The 21,494-nt window shown below is 63.7% G+C and carries 21 protein-coding genes and 1 tRNA gene; 7 read left to right on the forward strand and 15 right to left on the reverse strand.

Annotated elements, in window-relative coordinates; genetic code table 11:
* Positions 1-66: 66 nt before the first annotated feature.
* From A3AI_RS0107535 to A3AI_RS0107565, 7 genes are all read right to left on the reverse strand, one after another.
* Positions 67-2,517, reverse strand: coding sequence for a DNA translocase FtsK (locus tag A3AI_RS0107535; RefSeq protein ID WP_024515000.1), 2,451 nt, complete (start codon positions 2,515-2,517; stop codon positions 67-69).
* Positions 2,518-2,533: 16 nt separating this feature from the next.
* On the reverse strand, positions 2,534-3,760 hold the full coding sequence (locus A3AI_RS0107540; protein ID WP_024515001.1) for an aminotransferase class I/II-fold pyridoxal phosphate-dependent enzyme: 1,227 nt from the start codon (positions 3,758-3,760) through the stop codon (positions 2,534-2,536).
* Between the two features lie 203 nt (positions 3,761-3,963).
* A complete protein-coding gene (locus A3AI_RS0107545; protein ID WP_024515002.1) occupies positions 3,964-4,368 on the reverse strand; it encodes a GFA family protein in 405 nt (134 codons plus the stop codon).
* A gap of 189 nt (positions 4,369-4,557) precedes the next feature.
* Complete coding sequence (locus A3AI_RS0107550) at positions 4,558-6,060, reverse strand: ammonium transporter (RefSeq protein ID WP_024515003.1); 1,503 nt, start codon at positions 6,058-6,060, stop codon at positions 4,558-4,560.
* A 39-nt stretch (positions 6,061-6,099) separates the two neighbouring features.
* A complete protein-coding gene (locus A3AI_RS0107555; RefSeq protein WP_024515004.1) occupies positions 6,100-6,438 on the reverse strand; it encodes a P-II family nitrogen regulator in 339 nt (112 codons plus the stop codon).
* A gap of 464 nt (positions 6,439-6,902) precedes the next feature.
* Positions 6,903-8,213 carry an ammonium transporter gene (locus A3AI_RS0107560; protein WP_024515005.1) on the reverse strand — a complete coding sequence of 437 codons (1,311 nt, stop codon included), beginning with the start codon at positions 8,211-8,213 and terminating at the stop codon, positions 6,903-6,905.
* Between the two features lie 80 nt (positions 8,214-8,293).
* Positions 8,294-8,632, reverse strand: coding sequence for a P-II family nitrogen regulator (locus tag A3AI_RS0107565; RefSeq protein ID WP_024515006.1), 339 nt, complete (start codon positions 8,630-8,632; stop codon positions 8,294-8,296).
* A gap of 211 nt (positions 8,633-8,843) precedes the next feature.
* Here A3AI_RS0107565 and A3AI_RS42375 point away from each other — a divergent pair, with 211 nt between their 5' ends.
* On the forward strand, positions 8,844-9,710 hold the full coding sequence (locus A3AI_RS42375) for a DUF4339 domain-containing protein (RefSeq protein ID WP_036047608.1): 867 nt from the start codon (positions 8,844-8,846) through the stop codon (positions 9,708-9,710).
* Between the two features lie 122 nt (positions 9,711-9,832).
* On the opposite strand, the gene tesB is transcribed toward A3AI_RS42375, so the two are convergent.
* Positions 9,833-10,693, reverse strand: a complete 861-nt coding sequence (gene tesB / locus A3AI_RS0107575; RefSeq protein WP_024515007.1) for an acyl-CoA thioesterase II — start codon at positions 10,691-10,693, stop codon at positions 9,833-9,835.
* A gap of 195 nt (positions 10,694-10,888) precedes the next feature.
* Between tesB and A3AI_RS0107580 the strand changes: the two genes are divergently transcribed.
* Positions 10,889-12,112, forward strand: coding sequence for a ubiquinone biosynthesis hydroxylase (locus tag A3AI_RS0107580; RefSeq protein ID WP_283807216.1), 1,224 nt, complete (start codon positions 10,889-10,891; stop codon positions 12,110-12,112).
* On the opposite strand, the gene A3AI_RS0107585 is transcribed toward A3AI_RS0107580, so the two are convergent.
* Genes A3AI_RS0107585 through A3AI_RS0107595 form a run of 3 tightly spaced genes read right to left on the reverse strand, consistent with a single transcriptional unit; the run spans position 12,113 to position 13,837 of the window.
* Positions 12,113-13,057 carry an alpha/beta hydrolase gene (locus A3AI_RS0107585; RefSeq protein WP_245286851.1) on the reverse strand — a complete coding sequence of 315 codons (945 nt, stop codon included), beginning with the start codon at positions 13,055-13,057 and terminating at the stop codon, positions 12,113-12,115.
* Positions 13,050-13,244, reverse strand: coding sequence for a Trm112 family protein (locus tag A3AI_RS0107590; protein WP_024515010.1), 195 nt, complete (start codon positions 13,242-13,244; stop codon positions 13,050-13,052). The genes A3AI_RS0107585 and A3AI_RS0107590 overlap by 8 nt, the downstream gene beginning before the upstream one ends.
* A gap of 14 nt (positions 13,245-13,258) precedes the next feature.
* The gene (locus A3AI_RS0107595) at positions 13,259-13,837 is read right to left on the reverse strand and encodes a TetR/AcrR family transcriptional regulator (protein WP_024515011.1); all 579 of its coding nucleotides are present in this window, start codon (positions 13,835-13,837) and stop codon (positions 13,259-13,261) included.
* A gap of 92 nt (positions 13,838-13,929) precedes the next feature.
* Between A3AI_RS0107595 and A3AI_RS0107600 the strand changes: the two genes are divergently transcribed.
* Positions 13,930-14,280, forward strand: a complete 351-nt coding sequence (locus A3AI_RS0107600; protein WP_024515012.1) for a hypothetical protein — start codon at positions 13,930-13,932, stop codon at positions 14,278-14,280.
* A gap of 59 nt (positions 14,281-14,339) precedes the next feature.
* On the opposite strand, the gene A3AI_RS0107605 is transcribed toward A3AI_RS0107600, so the two are convergent.
* Both A3AI_RS0107605 and A3AI_RS0107610 read right to left on the reverse strand, forming a co-directional pair.
* Positions 14,340-15,014: an LON peptidase substrate-binding domain-containing protein gene (locus tag A3AI_RS0107605; protein WP_024515013.1), complete on the reverse strand. Its 675-nt coding sequence runs from the start codon at positions 15,012-15,014 to the stop codon at positions 14,340-14,342.
* Between the two features lie 24 nt (positions 15,015-15,038).
* Positions 15,039-15,959 (reverse strand): thioredoxin family protein, encoded by a 921-nt coding sequence (locus A3AI_RS0107610; protein ID WP_024515014.1) that lies wholly within the window; start codon positions 15,957-15,959, stop codon positions 15,039-15,041.
* Positions 15,960-16,892: 933 nt separating this feature from the next.
* Here A3AI_RS0107610 and A3AI_RS0107625 point away from each other — a divergent pair.
* The 4 genes from A3AI_RS0107625 to A3AI_RS0107640 all read left to right on the forward strand — a co-directional run bounded on the left by A3AI_RS0107625 (position 16,893) and on the right by A3AI_RS0107640 (position 19,993).
* A tRNA-Gly gene (locus A3AI_RS0107625) sits at positions 16,893-16,967 on the forward strand.
* A 37-nt stretch (positions 16,968-17,004) separates the two neighbouring features.
* Complete coding sequence (locus A3AI_RS0107630; protein ID WP_024515016.1) at positions 17,005-18,063, forward strand: fatty acid desaturase family protein; 1,059 nt, start codon at positions 17,005-17,007, stop codon at positions 18,061-18,063.
* On the forward strand, positions 18,063-19,019 hold the full coding sequence (locus A3AI_RS0107635; protein WP_024515017.1) for a class I SAM-dependent methyltransferase: 957 nt from the start codon (positions 18,063-18,065) through the stop codon (positions 19,017-19,019). The genes A3AI_RS0107630 and A3AI_RS0107635 overlap by 1 nt, the downstream gene beginning before the upstream one ends.
* Positions 19,016-19,993 carry a M14 family metallopeptidase gene (locus A3AI_RS0107640; protein ID WP_024515018.1) on the forward strand — a complete coding sequence of 326 codons (978 nt, stop codon included), beginning with the start codon at positions 19,016-19,018 and terminating at the stop codon, positions 19,991-19,993. The genes A3AI_RS0107635 and A3AI_RS0107640 overlap by 4 nt, the downstream gene beginning before the upstream one ends.
* Before the next feature lie 12 nt (positions 19,994-20,005).
* Here the strand turns inward: A3AI_RS0107640 and A3AI_RS0107645 are convergent, their stop codons facing one another.
* Both A3AI_RS0107645 and A3AI_RS0107650 read right to left on the reverse strand, forming a co-directional pair.
* The gene (locus A3AI_RS0107645) at positions 20,006-20,860 is read right to left on the reverse strand and encodes a helix-turn-helix transcriptional regulator (protein ID WP_024515019.1); all 855 of its coding nucleotides are present in this window, start codon (positions 20,858-20,860) and stop codon (positions 20,006-20,008) included.
* An 82-nt stretch (positions 20,861-20,942) separates the two neighbouring features.
* On the reverse strand, positions 20,943-21,332 hold the full coding sequence (locus tag A3AI_RS0107650; protein WP_024515020.1) for a nuclear transport factor 2 family protein: 390 nt from the start codon (positions 21,330-21,332) through the stop codon (positions 20,943-20,945).
* Between the last annotated feature and the right edge of the window lie 162 nt (positions 21,333-21,494).

Consider the following 21,494-nt stretch of genomic DNA (forward strand, 5'->3'; position numbering starts at 1 on the left):
GGCTTTTCCGTGAAGTCAGCCGCCCCTTTTCTGGGGCCGCTCGCGGAAATCCATCCGCTCAACGCCTCAAAAACCGCCTTCTTCCTCGGGGACCAGAATCTCGCGCTTTCCTGCGTGATTGGCCTGGCCCACGATGCCTTCAAGTTCCATGCGCTCCATCAGCGAAGCGGCGCGATTATAGCCGATTTGCAGTCGGCGCTGAATGTAGGAGGTCGAGGCCTTGCGGTCGCGTTTGACGATTGCAACCGCCTGCGCGAACAGATCGCCTTCGCCGCCGGTGCCCATGCCGGTGGCGTCGAACACGGCAGCGTCGTCCTCGCTCGGCTCTTCTGCGGTGACCGCTTCAAGATATTCGGGCGCGCCCTGCGTCTTCAGATAGCGCACGACCTTCTCGACTTCCTCGTCGGAGCAGAACGGGCCGTGCACGCGGCTGATGCGTCCGCCGCCCGCCATGTAGAGCATGTCGCCCTGGCCGAGCAGCTGCTCGGCGCCCATTTCGCCGAGGATGGTGCGGCTGTCGATCTTGGAGGTGACCTGGAAGGAGATGCGGGTCGGGAAGTTCGCCTTGATGGTGCCGGTGATGACGTCGACCGACGGACGCTGAGTGGCGAGCACCACATGCAGGCCGGCGGCGCGCGCCATCTGCGCAAGGCGCTGTACCGCGCCCTCGATGTCCTTGCCCGCGACCATCATCAGGTCGGCCATTTCGTCGACGATGATGACGATGTAGGGCAGGGGATCGAGATCGAGCTTCTCCTCCTCATAGATAGCCTTGCCGGTCTCCTTGTCGAAGCCGGTGTGCACGGTGCGCGTGAGATCCTCGCCCTTCGCCTTGGCTTCCGCAAGCCGCGCATTGTAGCCGTCGATGTTGCGCACGCCGAGCTTGGCCATGCGCTTGTAGCGCTCTTCCATCTCGCGCACGGCCCATTTCAGCGCGACGACGGCTTTCTTCGGATCGGTGACGACGGGGGTGAGAAGATGCGGGATGCCGTCATAGACCGACAATTCGAGCATCTTCGGGTCGACCATGATCAGGCGGCATTGATCGGGGCGTAGCCGATACAGCAGGCTCAGGATCATGGTGTTGATGGCGACCGATTTGCCGGAGCCGGTGGTGCCGGCGATCAACAGATGCGGCATGCGCGCGAGGTCGACGATGATGCTCTCGCCGCCGATGTTCTTGCCAAGGCACAGCGGCAGCTTGGCGACCGACTCGTTGAATTCCTTGGCGACCAGGAGCTCGCGCAAATAGACCTTCTCGCGATGTGCGTTCGGCAGCTCGATGCCGATGGCATTGCGGCCGGGCACGACCGCGACGCGCGCCGACAGCGCGCTCATCGAGCGCGCGATGTCGTCGGCCAGCCCAATGACGCGCGACGACTTGATGCCGGGCGCGGGCTCGAGCTCGTACAGCGTGACAACGGGGCCCGGATTGGCCTTGACGATCTCGCCACGCACGCCGAAATCCTGCAGCACGCCTTCCAGCGCGCGCGAGTTGGCCTCCAGTTCGCTCTTGCTGAGCGGCTGACGGTCGGCGGCCTTGGGCGCGGCGAGCATGGAGACCGCAGGCAGCTCGAACTTGTCGGCCTTGCGTGCGGGCGCGCGGGACGCGGCCTTCTTGCGCGGCCGCGGGGCCTCCTCTTCCTCGTCGTCGTCCTCGACCTCTTCTCCCTCGTCCTCGTCGAAATCGGCTTCGGCGTCGGGTGCGATGGAAGGCGCGGCGCGGCCGCCGAGATTGGGCTCCTGGCGTTGGAACTTCAGCTGCGTCGGCGTCTCGCTCGACACAAGGAGCCGATAGAGCCGGATCGCGAGCCAGGTGAGACGCGCCTTCGCGCTCATCAGCGCGTGGAAAATCCAGCCCAGCGAGACTGAGCCGCGATGGTTCTCCTCGTCCTCCTCGAACGGTGCGCCGTCGTCCTCGATCGCCGCCTCTTCCTCATCCGCCTCCTGCGCGCCCAAACCGCCGGCGAATGCAAGCGTCACGATCGTCGCACTGAGGAAGATGATGCCGAGCACCAGGCGGTAGGTGAAGCCGGGCGGTCCGAATACGACAGCCGGTGCGCGGACCAGCGCGTCGCCAACGACGCCGCCGAGCCCGGTCGGCAAGGGCCACGCGCCATTATGCGGCCAGCAGCTCGCAAAGCCGGCAGCAGTCACGGTGCAAAGCACCCAGCAGCCATAACGCAGCGCTTCGCGGTCGAACGGGCGATGGTTCATCATGCGCCAGCCGCGGATCGCAACGGGAAGGATCAGCATGATCGCGCCAAGCCCGAGGATCTGCATCAGGAGATCGGCGCCGATCGCGCCGGGATAGCCCATGATGTTGTGGATGCCGCGCGACGTTGCATGGCTGAGCGAGGGATCGTGCACCGACCAGGTCATCAGCGCCGCCGCCATCAGGCCGGCGAGCATGATCAGGCCCAGCCCCGCGAGTTCTCGTACGCGGCGTGTGAGCGCGTCGCGTATCGAGGTCGGCAGGTGCCCGACCAGGGGAATGACACGTTCGATCGCCGGCATCCGCTTGCCCCCGCGATTAGCCGAGTGTCTCGACAAGGCGATTCAGCGCATCGCCCGTCGATTCGCTGTCGGAAACCAGTGCCAACCGGATGTAACCGGCGCCTGGATTGAAGCCGTCGGGCTGCAACCGCGCGAGATAGCTGCCGGGGATCACGCGCACGCCGGCGTCGCGATAAAGCTGCACCGTCACGGCCTCGTCGCCGCCAAGCCTGGATACGTCGAGCCAGACGCAGAACCCGCCCGCGGGCCGCCGGTAGCCGTAGCGGCTCCCCAGAATCTGGTCGGCCAGATCGAACTTGATTCGATAGAGCCTGCGATTCTCCTCGACATGTGCTTCATCGCCGTAAGCCGCGACTGCGACATGCTGCAACGGCACCGGAACTTGCGGGGCCGCGACATTGCGCAGCTCGTGGAACAGTGTGAGGAATCGTTTGTCGCCGGCGGCAAAGCCGACGCGCATACCCGGCAGATTCGAGCGCTTCGACAGCGACTGGAAGGCAACGACACGGGCGAAATCAGCGCCCGCATATTCCAGTGCGCTGCCCGGTGCCTCGCGGGTGTAGATCTCCGAATAACACTCGTCGCTCAGGATGACGAAGCCGAAGCGGTCCGCGAGCTGCTTCAGCTTCCTGAAATAGTCGGGCGAGGCGACCGCGCCTTGCGGATTTGCGGGGGAGGCGATGTAGAACGCCACGGTGCGCGCCAGCGTCGCTTCATCGATTGCGTCGAGGTCGGGCAGAAAGCCGTTGGCAAGCGTGGTCGGCAGGTACACCAGCTCGCAGCCGGCGGCGCGGCTGCCGGCGCCATAGACTGGATAGAACGGATTCGGCATCAGGATCGCGGGACGCCCCCGGCGTTCGCCGACATAGCGCATGGCGGTGATGGCCGCGAAGAACAGCCCCTCGCGACTGCCATTGAGCACCAGCACCTCGCTTTCGGGGTCGATGGTGCGGGGCAGGTTGAAGCGTCTGGAGAGCCAGTCGGCGGCGGCCTTGCGGAACGGCTCGATACCTTTGGCGAGCGGATAGCGGCCGAATTCGGCGATATGCTGGGCCAGCACCGGCCCAACAAAATCCGGCAGCGGATGCTGCGGCTCACCTAATGATAGCGTTATCAAGGGCTTACCGGGTTGGTAGGGTGCCAAGAGCTCGGCCGTGCGGGCAAAAGGCGAGCGTTCCGTGTCCTGGGGGTTTTGCACAGGTCCTGCGCCCAGCGGCGCGCGGGATGGAGCGGTGATAGCCATACTGTAGGCGCCAATACTCAAAGGCCGCCGATCGGTAGGACCGGCCGGGAGGCGGATCAAATCACCATAGATAAGGCGAGGTTAAGACGCGATTAACCATCGACGCCAGCGGCGATTTTCACGCCGCTGGCAGCCGGGAAATCACCTCCCGTGGGGCCTCGCCAGCCCACACTTGGGCAGCGATCGCGCTCGCGCGGCTTCCGCTACCGTTGCGGCAGCCGCTCGAAGGCCGGCATGCCCTGCGGGATATGGTGGAACACCTGCTTGTCGACGGTGTAGATCGCCATCTGCGGCTGGCCGAGGCTCGGATCGTCGAAGGTGCCGACCTTCAGGACCGTCATCGGCATGCCCGGCACCTTGGTCACCATGTGCGTGCCGCATTCCGCGCAAAATTCACGCGTAACCGCGCGCTCCAGGTCCTTGCGCGTGAATTGCTTCGGACTTCCCTTGGTGTAGCGGAAGCCGTCGGCCGGCATGGCCACGAACGTGTTGGGCGAGCCGCCGGTGATGTACTGGCATTCGCGGCAATGGCATTGCGCCTTCATCATCGCATCGCCCTCGGAGGCATAACGCACCGCCCCGCAATAGCATCCGCCTTCGACCTTCATGGCTTTTTCCTCCCGGGTGCATTTTTTCTATTTCGACGTCTGCGCGCGGCATTTGTAATCTGTTTTTCTCAAAAAAGAAGGGGCTCCAACCTGCGCTGGAGCCCCTCAACGGTCGGGGCATTGCCGGGTATGTGCCCAAACCGAAGTTGTGGGCGCGGGCTTTTGAAAAAGTCCGCGCCCCGGGAGGAATCACATGTTGTAGGCGCGCTCGCCGTGATCGGTGATGTCGAGACCCTCGCGCTCCTCATCGACCGAGGGACGCAGGCCGACGATGAGATCGACGATCTTGTAGAGGATGGCCGAACCGACGCCGGACCAGATCAGGGTTGCCAGCACCGCCTTGCCTTGTGCGATCATCTGGGTGACCAGATCATAGGTGCCGGCGTTATTGCCCGTGATGTTGGTGTAGTCGGTGATGCCGACGCCACCGAGCGCGGGGTTGACCAGGATGCCGGTTCCGAGCGCGCCGACGATGCCGCCGATGCAGTGCACGCCGAACACGTCAAGCGCGTCGTCGTAGCCGAGAGCGTTCTTCACCGTCGAGACGAAGAACAGGCAGATCGGCGACACGACAAGACCCAGCACCAGCGCGCCGACCGGGCCGGCGAAACCGGACGCCGGGGTGACCGCGACGAGGCCGGCCACGGCACCGGAGCAGATGCCGAGCAGCGAGGGCTTGCCCTTGACCATCCATTCGCAGAGCAGCCACGAGAGCGCGGCACCAGCGGTGGCGACCATGGTGTTGACGAAGGCCAGCGCAGTGGTGCCGTTGGCTTCGAGGTTCGATCCGGCGTTGAAGCCGAACCAGCCAACCCACAGCAGCGAGGCGCCGATCATGGTCATGGTCAGCGAGTGCGGAGCCATCAGGTCCTTGCCGTAGCCGGTGCGCTTGCCGATGATCAGAGCGCCGACCAGGCCGGCGATGCCGGCGTTGATGTGCACGACCGTGCCGCCCGCAAAGTCGAGGGCGCCAGCGCCGGCGAGCCAGCCGACATTGCCGGTGACTTCGTCGAGCTTGGCCTGTGCCGCGGTCTTTGCAGCTGCATCGGTTGCGGCGGCGAGCGCCTTGGCAGCGGCAGCGACGTCATCCGGCGCAGCGACGTACCAGACCCAGTGCGCGATCGGGTAGTAGATCACGGTCGACCAGAGCAGGATGAACAGCATGACGGCCGAGAACTTGATGCGCTCGGCGAAAGCGCCGACGATCAGGGCCGGCGTGATCATCGCGAAGGTCATCTGGAACACGAAATAAGCGAGTTCCGGAATCACCACGCCATTGGAGAAGGTCGCCGCCGTCGAGCTGGCGTCGATGCCGTGCATGAAGGCCTTGCTGAAGCCGCCGACCCACGGCGTCATGCTGCCGCCGTCGCTGAAGGCCATCGAGTAGCCGTAGATCGTCCAGGTCACGCCGATCATGGAGACGATCGCGAAGACCTGGGTCAGCACGGACGCCATGTTCTTGGTGCGGACCAGGCCGCCATAGAACAGGGCGAGGCCGGGAATCGACATCATCAGAACGAGCGCGCTGGATGTGAGCATCCAGGCCACATCGCCCTTGTTGGCCACGGGTGCGGCTGCGGCCGCGGCAGGCGCCGCGTCGTCGGCGAACGCTACGTCGACGAAACCCGCAACGCAGAGCGTTGCGATCGCGAGGGCTGCCCAACCCGCGCGGGTGGGACGCTTAAACGTCATTTTCGATTACTCCTGAGTGGTAATAAGGGTGAGCGCGTATCAGAGGGCCGCCGCATCCGCCTCGCCGGTGCGGATGCGAACCGCGTGGTCGAGGTTGATGACGAAGATCTTGCCGTCGCCGATCTGGCCGGTCTTGGCGGCCGAGGTGATGGCATCGATGGTTTGGTCGACCTGGTCGGAGGCGACAGCGACCTCGATTTTGATCTTGGGCAGGAAACTCACGGCATATTCGGCGCCGCGATAGATTTCAGTGTGGCCCTTCTGCCGGCCATATCCCTTGACTTCAGTTACCGTGAGACCATGAACGCCAATGGCGGTCAGGGCGTCACGGACTTCCTCGAGCTTGAATGGCTTGATGATCGCCATAACAATTTTCATCGGTCCCTATCCCCGCTTGGGCCCGGTCCGGACGTGACCGGGCGTTATCGACTGAGGTTCACCACGCGGAGAAACAAATTCACGACGCGGGCACAGCCGGGACCCACAGAATCAAATGCCGTGCCAGAACGCGCGGTTTGTCTAACGGATTATGAACGCGAGCCTTTTCGTGCTTTTCGAGCGCAGTGCAAAAATGCGCTATTTGGTCGCGCCTAAATCATAGTCACGCGTGATTAAAACGCGGGCAGGCCCTGACTCTCGACAAAATCCTGCTCACTGCGGCAGCAGCGGCATGCCGGCTGCCGGAATATGGGGCGTCCGGCCGAGTCAACGCGCTTTCCGCGCCGTTTTGAGCGCCGGTTCGAACGGGCCTCGTCCGGCCTTAGCTGCTTGATTGAGCTTGAACTTTCCCGGCAAGCGCCGACGCCATGGTCCAGCGCGGTCGTTTGGGCCGGATCATGCTCCTACTGCAGCGCCTCGCCATGCTGCGAGATGTCCAGGCCCTCGAGCTCGTGCTCCCGCGTTACCCGCAGCGGTATGAAAATGCTGACCAGCTTCAGGATCGCGTAGGTCACGCCCACGCACCACACCAGCGTGACGAGCACGCCATAGAACTGGATCAACAATTGCTGCGGATGGCCTTCGATCAGCCCTGACACGCCGCCGATGGAGGCGGTCGCGAACACGCCGGCGAGCAATGTGCCGGTCATGCCGCCGACGCCATGCACGCCGAACACATCGAGCGAGTCGTCATATTTGAAGCGATGCTTCAGCCAGGTACAGGCCCAGTAGCACACCGCGCCCGCGATCATGCCGATGACAAGGCCCTGCCATGGCGTGACGAAACCGGATGCCGGCGTGATGGTGCCGAGACCGGCCACTGCACCGGAGATCATGCCGAGCACGGAAGGCTTCCTGCGCGCCGACCATTCGATGCCGCCCCAGACCAGCGCACCGGCACAGGCGGCAAGATGGGTGGCGATGATCGCCATTACCGCCCGCGAGTCGGCAGCCAGCGCCGAGCCGCCGTTGAAACCAAACCAGCCGACCCAGAGCAGCCCGGTGCCCATCACCGCGAGCGACAGATCGAACGGCGACAGGTTGTCATGGCCATAGCCCTGGCGGTTTCCCATCACCTTCGCCGCGACAAGCCCGCTGACACCGGCGGAGAGATGTACCACCAGGCCGCCGGCGAAATCGACAACGCCCATCGACGCAAGAAATCCGCCGCCCCAGATCCAATGCGCAAGCGGCACATAGACCAGGACGAACCAGAGAACCGAGAAGAACAGATAGGCGGAAAACCGCATCCGGTCGGCGACCGAGCCGGCGACCAGCGCCACCGTGATGATCGCGAAGGTCATCTGGTAGAGCATGAAAAGCGCTTCAGGAATGGTCTTTGCACTCGGGTGAACGCTGTCCATGCCCATGCCTGTGAGGAACAGTCGATCGAGCGTGCCGACCCATGGGCCGTCACCGGCGAACACCAGCGAATAGCCGAATGCGACCCAGAGGATCGAGACGATCATCACCGCGGCGAGGCTCTGCGCCATGGTCGCCAGCACATTCTTCTTGCGCACCATGCCCGAGTAGAACAGCGCAAGCCCCGGGATCGTCATCATCAGCACCAGCGCAGTTGCGACGATCATCCAGGCCGTGTCGGCTGTGTTGATTCCGGACGGCGCGGCGAACGCCGGCGTCGCAAATGAACAGATCGCGCTCAGGCTGATCGTCGCAACAGCGCCGCGCGCTGGGCGAAGCAGGAATGCCCCCATTGTCGTATCCCCGGCATTGTCTTGCGCGAGCCGCCGGCGCCGTTGCCGTCCGCGCGATGAGAAGATGAGAAAGAGAGGGTTCAGAGCGCGTCGCTGTCGGTCTCACCGGTGCGAATGCGCAGCGCGTGATCGATCGGCGTGACAAAGATCTTGCCGTCGCCGATCTGGCCGGTGCGGGCATGGGCGGTGATAACCTCGACCGCCTTGTCCGCAATGTCCGAGGCGACGGCGATCTCGATGCGTAGCTTGGGCAGGAAATTCACTACATACTCGGCGCCACGATAGATTTCGGTGTGGCCCTTTTGGCGGCCATAGCCCTTGACCTCGGTCACCGTCATGCCATGCACGCCGATCGCCGTCAGCGCCTGGCGCACCTCGTCAAGCTTGAACGGTTTGATGATGGCGACAACGAGCTTCATGGCGGTTCCCCGGTTCGGCGAATGGGTCGATCAGCGGCCCACTCCGCAATCTGGCATCTTTCTGGGCAAATGGCACAAAAAAGTTGCAAGGGTAAGAGGCTGTTGCGGCCTATTCCCAAGTTGCCCCCTGTACAGCACCGCACTGGCTCCCGCACAATGGTTCCAGCGGGCGTATTAGTCCCGTGAGTCCAGTGTTTTCATGAGGGACGAAATGGCCGAAAGATCGTGGTTTTTTGCGGCGAGCGGGCAGCAGCAGGGCCCCTATGGCGAGGCGCAATTTCGCGACCTGATCGCCCGCGGCGCGGTGACAGCGGATACGTTGGTCTGGAGCGAGGGCATGGCTGGCTGGCAAAAGGCCGGCGAAGTCCCCGGGCTGTTTTCCGCCTCTTCGACTCCCCCAGTAATTGCACGTGCCGGCGGTGCCGTCATGGGCGCCGGCGGCTATGGCGGTGGCACGCTATCGATCGATTTCGGCATCCTGGACTATGTCTGGCGGACCATCGTGTTCGCCATCGGCGTCGGCCTCGTCATTCCAGCGCCGTGGGCGATCGTCTGGTATTTCAACTGGCTGCTTTCCTGTGTGCACGTTCCGGGACGGCCCAATCTCTCCTTCACCGGGCAACCGATGACGCTCTTGCCGTGGGTCCTGGGCATAGCGGTGCTCTACGCCCTGATCTACTGGGTGGACGCGCAGGGGCTGAGCAATGCGATGTCGCTGGTCTGGATCGCCCTCGACTGGCTCTTCATCCGCTGGTTCGTCGCCAATCTTGCCTCGAATGGCCAGCCTCTGGGGCTCAAATTCGCAGGCTCGTTCTGGGCCTATCTCGGTTGGAACATCCTGCTCGGCCTTTCCGTCATCACCATCGTCGGCTGGGCCTGGGTCGCTGCCGCGATGATGCGCTGGTACTGCCGCAGAATCGAAGGCACGCGGCGACAGGTCGTCTTCAAGGGTACGGGCCTGGAATATCTGTGGCGCGGCATCGTCACGGCGATCGCAAGCGCCTTCATCATTCCGATTCCATGGGTTGCCCGCTGGATGGCGCGCTGGATCGCGTCGCAGACGCAGCTCGTTGAGTAACGGATGACGAGCCAGACTCCGGCGATGAGATCCAGCTCAATTGCGCCTCCCGGTACACCTCTCCCGACGGGGAGAAGTGAACCGGCGTCTAATGCGAAACGGTCACCAACTCTCATCGTCATCTACTTCCGCTCGCGCACCGAGCCTTCCTGGGCGACGGAAGCCACCAGCGTCCCATCAGGCTTGAAGATCAGCCCGCGCGTCAGGCCGCGGCCGCCCTGCGCGCTCGGCGAATCCTGGGCGTAAAGCAGCCATTCGTCGGCGCGGAACGGGCGGTGAAACCACATCGCATGGTCGAGGCTCGCCGGCATCATGCGCTTGTCGAACAGCGTGCGGCCATAGCGCGCCATCACGGCATCGAGCAGCGAGAAATCCGAAGCATAGGCGAGAGCGCACATATGAAGCGCCGGATCGTCGGGCAGCGTCGCGGCGGTCTTGATCCAGACATGGATGCGGCCGTCGTCGATCCTCTGGCCGAAATAGCGGCCGAGTTCGACCGGGCGCAGTTCGATCGGGCGATCGGACTCGTAATAGCGGCGGATGAACTCCGGCATCTCGCGGAACATCGGCTGCTTCGCGACCTCTTCCGCAGTGAGCTTCTCGGGCGGCGGCACGTCCGGCATCTTGTCCTGATGGTCGAAGGCGCCCTCCTCCTCGGCATGGAACGACACCATGATCGAGAAGATCGCGTTGCCATGCTGGATCGCCGTGACGCGCCGCGTCGAATAGCTCTTGCCGTCACGCAAGCGCTCGACCTGATAGATGATCGGCACCTGAGGGTCGCCGGGCAGGATGAAATAGCAATGCAGCGAATGCGGCAGCCGGCCCTCGACGGTGCGGCAGGCCGCGACCATCGCCTGCCCGATCACCTGTCCGCCGAACACCCGCTGCCAGCTGGTCTTCGGGCTATTGCCGCGGAACAGGTTCACCTCGATTGGTTCGATGTCGAGAATGGCGAGCAGGTCGATCAGGCTTTTGGACATATCCGGTTCCAGTGCTCCGTCATTCCGGGGCGCTCGCGAGCAGCGAGCGGACCCGGAAATCCAGAAGTTGCGGCGCGAGATTCCGGGTTCACGCTTCGCGTGCCCCGGAATGACGACCTGGGCCTTCGAGGCCCTTGTTTCGCCCATCTGTTTCGCCCAGGTATAGGCTGAGGGCAAGACCGGAAGGCGAACAGGCTGATGTCAGGACAGGCAGGTATTGTGATCGGGGGCGGTGCGTTTGCGGGGCTGGCGCTGGCGCTCGCCTTGCGCCAGGGCCTTGGGCCCGAAGTGCCCGTCATTGTCGCCGATCCCGCATTGGCGACCCGCCCGAGCCGCGATCCGCGCGCCACCGCGATTGTCGCCGCCTGCCGGCGACTGTTTGCGACCATCGGGGTTTGGGACGAGGTGGCCGGCGAGGCGCAGCCGATCCTCGACATGGTGGTCACCGATTCCAAGCTGCACGATGCAACGCGGCCGGTGTTCTTGACCTTTGCCGGTCATGTCGAGCCGGGCGAACCCTTCGCGCATATGGTCGAGAACCGCCATTTGATCGACGCGCTGGTCAGGCACGCCGAGGCGGCCGGTGTCGAGCTCAAGGCCACCGCGGTCGAAAGCTATGATGCGCGGCCCGATGGCATCGACGTCACGCTGGCCGATGGCAGTCGCATTGCCGCGAGCCTTCTGGTCGCCGCCGATGGCGCCCGCTCCAGGCTGCGCGAGCGCGCGGGCATCCCGACCCATGGCTGGGACTATGATCAGTCCGGCATTGTCGTCACCGTTGGCCATGAGCGCGATCATGATGGCCGCGCCGAGGAGCATTTTCTCCCGGCCGGTCCGTTCGCGATCCTGCCGCTGAAGGGAAAACGCTCCTCGTTGGTGTGGACCGAGAAGCGCAGTGAAGCTGCACGCATCATCGGTCTATCCGAGGAGGAATTCCTGCCCGAACTCGAAGAGCGTTTTGGGCTGCATCTCGGCGAGATCAAGCTGCTCGACAAGCCGCGCGCGTTCCCCCTCTCCTATTTCGTCGCGCGCTCGTTCGTCGCTGATCGCCTTGCCCTGATCGGTGACGCCGCGCATGTCATTCATCCGATCGCGGGCCAGGGCCTCAATATGGGCCTGAAGGATGTCGCGGCTCTGGCCGAGGTCGTGGTCGACGCCGCGCGGCTTGGCATGGACATTGGACAAGCCGATGTAATCGAGCGCTACCAGCGCTGGCGCCGCTTCGACACCATGGCGATGGGCGTCGCCACCAACTCGCTCAACTTCCTGTTCTCCAACAAGTCGACCCTGCTCCGCACCGTGCGCGACATCGGCCTCGGCGTCGTCGACCGTACCCCGCCGCTGAAGAACCTGTTCATCCGCCAGGCAGCGGGGTTGACCGGCGAAGTGCCGCGGTTGTTGAAGGGCGAGGCGCTTTGATCAGCGTCCCGCGCCCTCCAGAATGAACGCGGCCACCTCGTCAATCATGTCGCGATCGAGCGGCCGGTCGGACTGGCCGTAGGCCGCGAGATTGTCGGCATCGTTGGTGACGTCGACCAGCACGTGGTTCATGTCGGGCTCCCACGCCGTCTTGGCCTGGGGTGCGGCGGTGGAGAGTGCGATCATGTCGACGCGCGCGAGCTGCAGGTCGCGGCCGCCGGCGACAATCAGGATCGGTAGCGTCAGCTTTTGCAGCGGGTCGATCGGATCCTGGTTGAAAGATGAGGCAAGGCTTGGCTGCATCGCGGGCGGGATCGGCAGGCCTTGCGGCGGCGGATCGACGATCTGGCCGGCCATGATGGTATCGACCGCCTTGGCGATCGGCGCATAGGCCTCCGGCGAGAGCTTCTTCTCCAGTTGCGCCTTCAACAGGTCGCCCTGCTTGCGCGCGGCGGTGGCGAGCAGCACCAGGCGGTCAGCGGTCTGTTGCTGCGCGGCAAGGATCGCGACCAGCCCGCCCTCGCTATGCCCGACCAGGATGATTTTCGAGAATTTTCCGCTGTCGCGCAAATATTTCGCCAGCGCGGAGGCATCCTGCACAAAGTCCTTGAAGCGGAAATCTTCCGGCTTGCCGAACTCAGGCTTCCAGCCGCCCGCCCCGCGCTTGTCATAGCGCGGCGTTGCGATGTTGTGCGCGACCAGCTGATCGGACAGCTTTTTCAGCGTGGCGGGCTTCATCTGCGGCCCGTTGCCGTCATGATCGACGGTTCCGGAGCCCGCGATCAGCAGCGCAACCGGTGGTTTCTCGACACCGGCGGGCATCGTCAGGACGGCGTCGATGGCGGCGACGGTGACCTTGGTCTCCTCGGCGGAAGCGTTCGCAGCGAATGCGGCGAGCAAGGCAGCGATGCCGGCGAGCGCGGTGCGCATGCGAAGCCTAGTCAATCTTGCGCGCCTCTTCCGGGAGCATGATCGGGATGCCGTCGCGAATCGGATAGGCGAGCCTGGCTGAACGCGAGATCAGCTCCTGCTTCACTGCATCGAATTCGAGCGGGCCCTTGGTCACAGGGCAGACCAGGATTTCGAGCAGCTTGGGATCGACAGTGTTTTCGGGGCGTTCAGGCGCGGTCATATCGGGAGCTCCGGCTATCTGCCGGCTTCTAGCACAGCTCGCGCCCGCGTGTCGTCCAGCGCCAGGGCCATCCCCATTAACTCGTCAAGGACCGCCTCTTGCCGCGTCTTCGGCAGCGGCTTGTCGGACAGCGCATAGCCGATAAAGGCCCAATAAAGGATCTGCGCCCGCGCCTGCGCGATTTCCGCCGGCAGTCCGGCGTCCCGCAGCAACATAGAGACATAATCCAGCCGGCGGCGGTCGATCGCCTGCACCGCGCTGCGGGCCTGTGCATCTGATGTCGCCCAGCTTCGCACCGCCCTCTCCAGAGCGAGCCGCCCGGAAAAGGTCCGGCGCAGCAACAGCCGAATCGGGCTTTCGCCGGCGGGCGCGGACTCGAGGTCGGCAATGATGCGCTCGGCGGCGACCTCGCGCCAATGCGCAAGCACCGCAGCATGAAAGGCGTTGAGGTCGGCGAAATGCCAATAGAAGCTGCCGCGCGATACCTTGAGCGCCTTCGAAAGCGGCTCGGCCTTGAGCGCCGTGAAGCCGCTTGCCGCAAGCGCTTTCAGGCCGGCGTCGAGCCAGTCCTTTGCCGAGAGCTGATCTGCCATGATGCCGCACCATACACTACTGTATTGACAGATGCCAGCGGGAGGCGCACATACCATACAGTGCTGTATGGTATGGAGCATGGAGGCGTTCAATGCGCGATATCCTGCTGCAATGTGCGGGGCTGCTTGCCGTCGTCGCCTCGCTTACGCATGGCGTGCTTGGCGAAACGAAGGTTTTCGCCCGCGCCACGATCGAGCCGAAACGGGTCGCCGCGCTCGTCCGCGCCGTCTGGCAGGCCGGCACCGTCGCCTGGATTGCTGGCGGGGTGCTGCTGCTGGCGGCGCCCTGGATGGGCTCGGATACGGCGCGGCACTGGATCATCGTGACCTTCGCGGTGGTGTTCGCCTCCGCCGCGCTGGGCAATGCCTGGGCGCTGCGCGGCCGCCATTTCGGCTGGATCGCCATGAGCGCCGTGGTGGCACTCGCAGTCGCCGGCTATTGAAATCGGCATGGCTACAGCGCTGGTGACGTGCGGTCACGCCGTGACCTACGAAACGCGCGCTACTGCAGCGGCGGGTCGCCGCTGGTACGCTTCTTGGCGAGATCGATCTCGGTGATGGCGATCAGGATCTCGGCGCGGGTCTTCAGGTCAGGCGCTTCCAGCATCGCCTGCTTCTCCGCGGGACCATAAGGCGACATCATCGCCAGCGCATTCACCAGCGCTTCGTTGGGCGCATTCTCGATGCCTTCCCAATCGACGCTGAGATTGTTGGCCTTCAGAAAATCCGACAGCACGGCAAGCAGCGCCTCGCGGTCGACGGCGTCCTCGCCCTTGCGCGCGGTGAAATCGTCGATGAAGGGGAAATAGTCGACCTTGCACTGCCGATAGGCGGTCAGCACGGTCATCTCCTCGACCACCCTGAAGCGGCAAACGCCGGTCAGCTCCAGGATGTAACGGCCGTCGCCGGTCTCGGCGAGCTGGGTGATGCGCCCGACACATCCGATGCTAAACAGCACCGGCCGCTCTTCGCTCCGCGAGTGGGCGGCGTCGGGCTGGATCATGCCGATCAGACGGTGGCCGTCGCGGAAGGCATCGTCCACCATCGACAGGTAGCGCTGCTCGAAAATGTTGAGCGGCATCTGCCCGCGCGGCAGCAGCAAGGCGCCCGGCAGCGGAAACACGGGGATCACCTCGGGAAGGTCGCCGGGCCCGCGATAGTCGGCGTTGATCGGCATTACCCGCCCCGGTGATCTCTGGAGTTACGAGAACAGGATCGTCGACAGCCGCTTGCGTCCCTCGATGGTGGCCTCGTCCGTGCCACCCCAGGCCTCGAAGAACTGCACGAGCTGCTTCCGCGCACCATCGTCGTTCCATTTGCGATCGCGCTTGACGATCGCGAGCAGCTGGTCGGTCGCCTCGCTGCGCTTGCCCGCCGCGTTCAGCGCGGTGGCAAGATCGAAACGCGCCTGATGATCGAGTGGATTGGCGGCTACTTTCCGTTCCAGCTCGTTCACCGGGCCGAGCGAGGAGGCCTGCTCCGCAAGATCGATCGCGGCCTGCACCGCCTTGACAGCGGCGTCGTTGCGCTTGGCTTCCGGCACCAGCTCCAGTGTCTGCTTGGCCTTGTCGATCGCGTCGGTCGCGACGTAGCATTTCGCAAGCCCCGCGATCGCGGGAATATTGGCCGCATCATGGGCCAGGATTTCGGCATAGATTTGCGCCGCGGTCTCGACATCGCCCTCGGCGAAAACGGCCTCGGCCTCTTTCAGGACATCCGCGAGATTGGGCTCGCCCGCCGCCGGCACGCCGCGCGTCAGCTTCTCGATGAAGGCGTTGACCTGGCTCTCCGGAATCGCGCCCATGAATCCGTCGGCCGGCTGTCCCCCGACAAAGGCGATCACGGCCGGGATCGACTGGATGCCCATCTGGCCTGGAATGCCCGGATGCTCGTCGATGTTCATCTTGACCAGCTTGACCCTGCCCTTGGCGGCACGAACCGCCTTCTCCAGGATCGGCGTCAGCTGCCGACACGGTCCGCACCAGGGTGCCCAGAAGTCGATCAGGACGGGCTGGCGCTTGGATTCCTCGATCACATCCTTCACGAAGGTCTGGGTCGTGGTTTCCTTGATCAGATCAGGCGCGGCCGGCGCCGCTCCGTTGCCCTGCTCTACTATCGTCACGGGATCCTCATCGGATGTCTGGAATGGGCCTTCTAGCACGGCCCACGCGCTGGGTTGGAAATTCTGTTCAGCCTAACGCGCCATGACCGGTCGCAGCGCCTTAGGTGGTTTGCATGAGCATGGTCTGGTCGGACCACAGCTGCGGATCTTTCGCTGGCGCGGCCCTCCAGGTCCGGACCATGCGCCGGATCATGCTCTAGATGGCAGTCTGTGGGCAAAATTCAATCGGGTTCCTTGTTATGCCGGCCAGAGCGCGGGTGGGTCCGGCGGCTCTCGCAGCATCAGGATCACGAGGTGCCTCTTTTCGTGGAGATAGCGCGATGATCAGGGCCTGTCACAGCACGGTTTTTCACTAGGCGGCGCCCGAGGATCGGAAAATCATTCGGGATTTCAATAACTACCCGGTCCCGGTCGGCGCTGCCGACGAAAGCCGGATCGACGACGGCAAGGCCGGCGAGACGTCGGCGCCGTCGGGGACGTGCTCTACCGGGGACGGCGAATCCGCCAACGCCCTCTTCCTCTGCCCGACATCGAGCGCACGCAGACTTACGAATTTCGTGGCGCGCCCGCACGATTTCCAGGCCGGCTTGCGTCCGATGATCGATGGCAGGCGCGCCTTCGTCGAATGGTCGACGACATTTGATCGCGAGTCCGAAAGCCGCGAGGAAATGGCGACCACCCCAAGCGGCCGGTTTGCCAAATGGCTCGAATCGGTGCGGGCCCATCTTGAGGGTCTGTCCGTCACGCCGCCACGGAAGTGCCGGATTCCGACCCGGAACAGTGGAGATTCGGACTCGTTTACCGGCTTTGGCTGCGAGAATAACCAATTTTGGGTGACCTCACCCCCCTCGCGGGCATTGCATTCGCCGGCGGCATTTGCCATACGTCTGCCGTTGCCGACGGGCTTACGCCGCCGCCAACTCTCTTAAGGATGCGGGTGTAGCTCAGTGGTAGAGCACGACCTTGCCAAGGTCGGGGTCGAGGGTTCGAGCCCCTTCGCCCGCTCCAATATTTCTCGCGACGACGGGCGAATGCAGGAGGGATCGTGACCGATACACGCGCCCCCTTCCGGCCTGTCGACGATTATCCGACCGAGTTTCCGCCAGCGGTGAGGATCGACGATGACCGGTCGGGGTCGTTCGCGCCGTTGCGCGGTCGCCTCCTCGATCAAGACCGCCGCTCCTACGTCGCCTTTGTCCAATCCCTGACGGCGAACTACCACCGGGTTTGGCGCGACATCGCCTTTGGCTATGTGGCCCTCGCCGCGACCGTCCTGGCGGTCGCGGTCTTGTCTCGCTGGGTATGGCCACCGCTGCTCGTCGCGTTCGGCGCCCTGGGTGTCGGATATTGGTTCGCCTATTTGCAACTGTTCCTCCACGAGGGGGCGCACTTCAACCTGCATTCCGACCGCTCGCGCAGCGATATGTTCTGCAATGCGTTGATCGGCTGGATGATCGGAACTGATATCGCGAGCTACCGCGTGGTCCATTGGCAGCATCATCGCAAGATCGGAACAGTCGAGGACAGCGAGTTTACCTACTTCTTTCCTCTCAATCTGCTGTTCATGATCCGGTGTGCATTTGGCATCCGCGCCATCGAGGTATTCCTCGCCCGGCACAGGATGGTGCAATCCGGGAAGGTGGCCGCCACAACAAGTGGGCGAGAGCAGGGCCCTGGCCGATCACCACAAGCAAGGACGGTGCTCGTGGTTGGTCTTGCCCTGCACGCACTTATCGCGATCGGATTAGCGCTGGTCAGCTGGACCGCGACCGCGAGTTGGATCATCGGCGTTGCGATCGTGTTTCCGCTGCTCGGCGCGCTGCGTCAGTTGCTCGAACATCGGGATCCCTCGGCCGATCCGGAGACTGATTATGCCAGGAGTGACCATGGCGCCTATACGCGCATCTTTGGCGACGGTCCCTTGGCGTCGACTTTTGGCGGCGCTGGCTTCAATCGACATCTGCTGCATCATTGGGAGCCGCAGGTGTCCTACACGCGGTTGCCCGATCTCGAACGCTTCCTGATGCGTACTGAGATCGCACCTGTGCTGGAAGCGCGCCGGACCACCTATATCCGCGCGTTCCGGGAGTTGTTCCGGTGGTGATGACTGACAGTCCGTCGCCTGCATGCCCGATCAAAGGATGCACTGACACCTCCTGGTACGCCGATGCCTGCGATATCGAGTACCACACGTCCGAGCGCACCTATGCCATCCACAAGTGCGGGAGGTGCGATGTTCTGTTCATCGCGCCGATGCTGTGGGATCGTCTCGGGGAGATCTATCCGAAGAACTATTACTCCTACGCACCGGCGAAGAAGGGCCTTGTGCAGCGTCTCAAGGAGGCGCTCGACCGGCGCCTCTTCGAGAAACTCCTGGCATCCATCCCTGGCGAGAAGCTGAGCGTGCTCGATATCGGCGGCGGCAGTGGTTGGCTGCTCGATCAGGTCAAGGCCTGTTCGCCGCGTGTGAGCTTCACGCAATGCGTCGATCTTGACGAGGGTGCCCAGGCCGAGGCGGTCGCGCGCGGGCACGCCTATCATCTTGGTGCCATCGAAGAGTTCGAGACCGATCGGCGATTTGACCTAATCCTCGCGCTCAATCTGATTGAGCATGTGCGTGATCCCGCACACGTGTTGCGTCGCATCGCGGAGCTTCTCACGCCCCACGGTCGCGCGTTGCTCAAGACGCCGAATTTCGACGCACTTGATGCGCGATTATTCCGGCATCGCTCGTGGGCCGGCTATCACACGCCGCGCCATTTCGTTCTGTTCAACCGCGAGAGCTTTATCGATCTGGCCGAACGGAACGGTCTAGCCGTCACGACCTTCTCATACACGCAAGGTGCGCCGTTCTGGAGCGTGTCGGTGCTCGACGCCATGCGCCGCTTGGGCCTTGTCGAAATTTCGGCGCAACGTCCTGCGATCTATCATCCCCTGACGCCGCTTTTGCAGGCGGGTTTCGCTGCTTTCGATTTTGCGCGAGCGCCTTTTGCCCCGCTCTCGCAGATGGTATTCACGCTCGGGCGGCGCGCAGACAGGCGAATGCAGGAGGGGTCGTGACCGGAACACGCGCCCAGGCGCAGGCCGTGATCGAATATCCCGTCGAGTTTTCGCCGCCCGACATCGTGCGCTTTCGCGACGGCAACGCGGGTGTGCCTTTTGTCCATAGCTTCGAGGCTGCGCGGCCCGGGCCGCATCTTCTGATCACCGCGCTGGTGCATGGCAACGAGCCGGCCGGCGCCGTGGCGTTGAATCGCCTGCTGTCGCAACAGCTGCGTCCCAGCCGCGGACGTCTGACGCTCGCCTTCGCCAATGTCGGCGCTTATGCGCGCTTCGATCCATCTTCGCCTCGCGCCAGCCGCTCGGTGGAAGAGGACATGAACCGGGTCTGGTCGCCCGATATTCTCGTAGCGCCACCGCGCAGCGCCGATGTCGCGCGGGCCATTGAATTGCGGCCCTTGGTCGAACAGGCCGACTATCTGCTCGACCTGCACACCACCCAGCATCCGAATGAGCCCCTGGTGCTGGCCGGGCCGCTCCCACGTAGCCGCGAACTCGCGCGCAAGGCCGCCCTTGCCGATCTCGTCGTGGTCGACCGCGGCCACGCCCAGGGGCCCCGCATGCGCGACTATGGTGGCTTTGCCGATCCGGGCTCCGCCAACACGGCGCTGTTGATCGAATGCGGCCAGCACTGGGCGGCCTCAAGCGGCGAAGTCGCGTATGCGGCTGCAATCCGCATGCTGGAACGGCTGGAGATGGCGCCTGCCACCTTCGAGCAACCGTCTGTCACCCTGCCGGAGGTGCCGAGCCGCTTTGTCGAGATCACGATGCCGGTGACGGTCAAGCGCGAGTTCGTCTTTGCCCTGCCGCTTCGCGGCGGCGAAATCATCCCCCGCGCCGGCACTGTCATCGGCCATGACGGCGGCGAGCCGGTCGTGACTCCGTATGACGACTGCTTCGTCCTGATGCCGTCGCAGCGCCTCATAGCGGGCCTGACGGCTGTGCGGCTGGGACGGTTGATTTCGCCGCCGTGAGGAATGCGTCGTCTAGTTCGGCTTCGGCACTGATCCAGTGTCAGCATTGTCGCGCACGAACCGGCTATGCGCCTCTTCCGTCTGTTCGTCCGCCGGAAACATGGATTCCAGCCGCAATTCTTCCGTAGCGACCGTCTGCGGCGTTCCGACTGTCGTGATCATCGAGAAATAATTCAGCGTCACGGCGCCCTTGCGGAAGGACAACGGGATCACGGGGACGCCAGCATCGGGCGTCGGATTGCGCCATTCGGGCGCGACATCAGGATATTTCGCAAGCTCGTCCAAAAGGCTCCTGGTCCCGGGATCAATCACGCCCCCCAGCGCCTCGCGGTGAACGCGCGCCAGCAGGCTTTTCGCCGCAATCCTCCAGTTGGCGATGAAGGGACGCATACCCCTGGGATCGAACATCAGATGCAGGAGGTTGCGCGGTTGCGGCCGCGCGTTCATGTCGATGAAGCAGTTGAAGAACCGTGGGCTGGCGTCGTTGGTCATGAGCACGTTCCAGTGCCGGTCCATGACGATCGCCGGAAACGGCTCGTGCTGGCGCAGCATGCGCTGCAAAGCCCTGGTGATGCTTGTCATGGCCGGTGCATCCAGCGGGTCCTGTGAATAGACCGGCGCGTAGCCGGCAGCGAGCAGCAGCGTATTCTGTTCACGCAAGGGAATCTGGAGCGCCTGCGCCAGATCCAGCAGCGTTTGCCGGCTCGGCATGCTGCGGCCGCTTTCGACGAAGCTGATGTGCTTCTGTGAAATGCCGGAGTCGAAAGACAAATCGAGCTGTGTCTTGCCGCGGCTGCCGCGCCATTGGCGCAGGATGATTCCTGCCTGGCTGGTTGCCGCTTTGGTCTGGACGGTCGATGTTGCCATGGCTTTATGATCCAACTCGAAATGGGCGAGGCCGATCAGGCCGGATGGTTTCCGGCCTGATCGGGTTGCGGGCGCCGCCATCCTAGCCGAAGGCGACCGGACCCACCGCGCCGATCCAATGGCGCACCCTGGTGTTGTCCGTCTCGTCCATATAGAAGAAATGCGTCATCGTCGGATGCAAGGTCGGTCCGGAGCGGTTGTCCGGCGTCATATCGACCGTGCCGCGAAACACCTTCAGGAAACCGCCGTCCCAATACTCGGTGACGTGATGTAACGCAGTGAATCCGGTGTCGATGAAGGCCTTCAGGTTCGCGCGGATGGCCTCGCGGCCCTTCCAGTCCGCCACGCCCAGATTGCACACGGCATCCTCGGTGAAGCAGTCAAAGCCCTTCCCGAAGGTCTTGTCGTCGATCTCCTTCCACATTTCGAGCAGCCATTGCGGCGGTTCTTTCCTGGTAAAAGTGACCTGCATTTTGCTTCTCCTGAAGCTGGGTTCGGATTTGTCAATGCGTCGCAGGCCTTCGTGACTTGGACAGAACTGGCCTGAGCGCGCCTCTCGCGCCGGCTGGCGTTGCGAGATGACCCTCGGTTAAATGATCCAGATAAGGCGGCGCCTCAATTACATCGGAGGAAT

The organism is Bradyrhizobium sp. Tv2a-2, assembly GCF_000472425.1.
Taxonomy (GTDB): Bacteria; Pseudomonadota; Alphaproteobacteria; order Rhizobiales; family Xanthobacteraceae; genus Bradyrhizobium.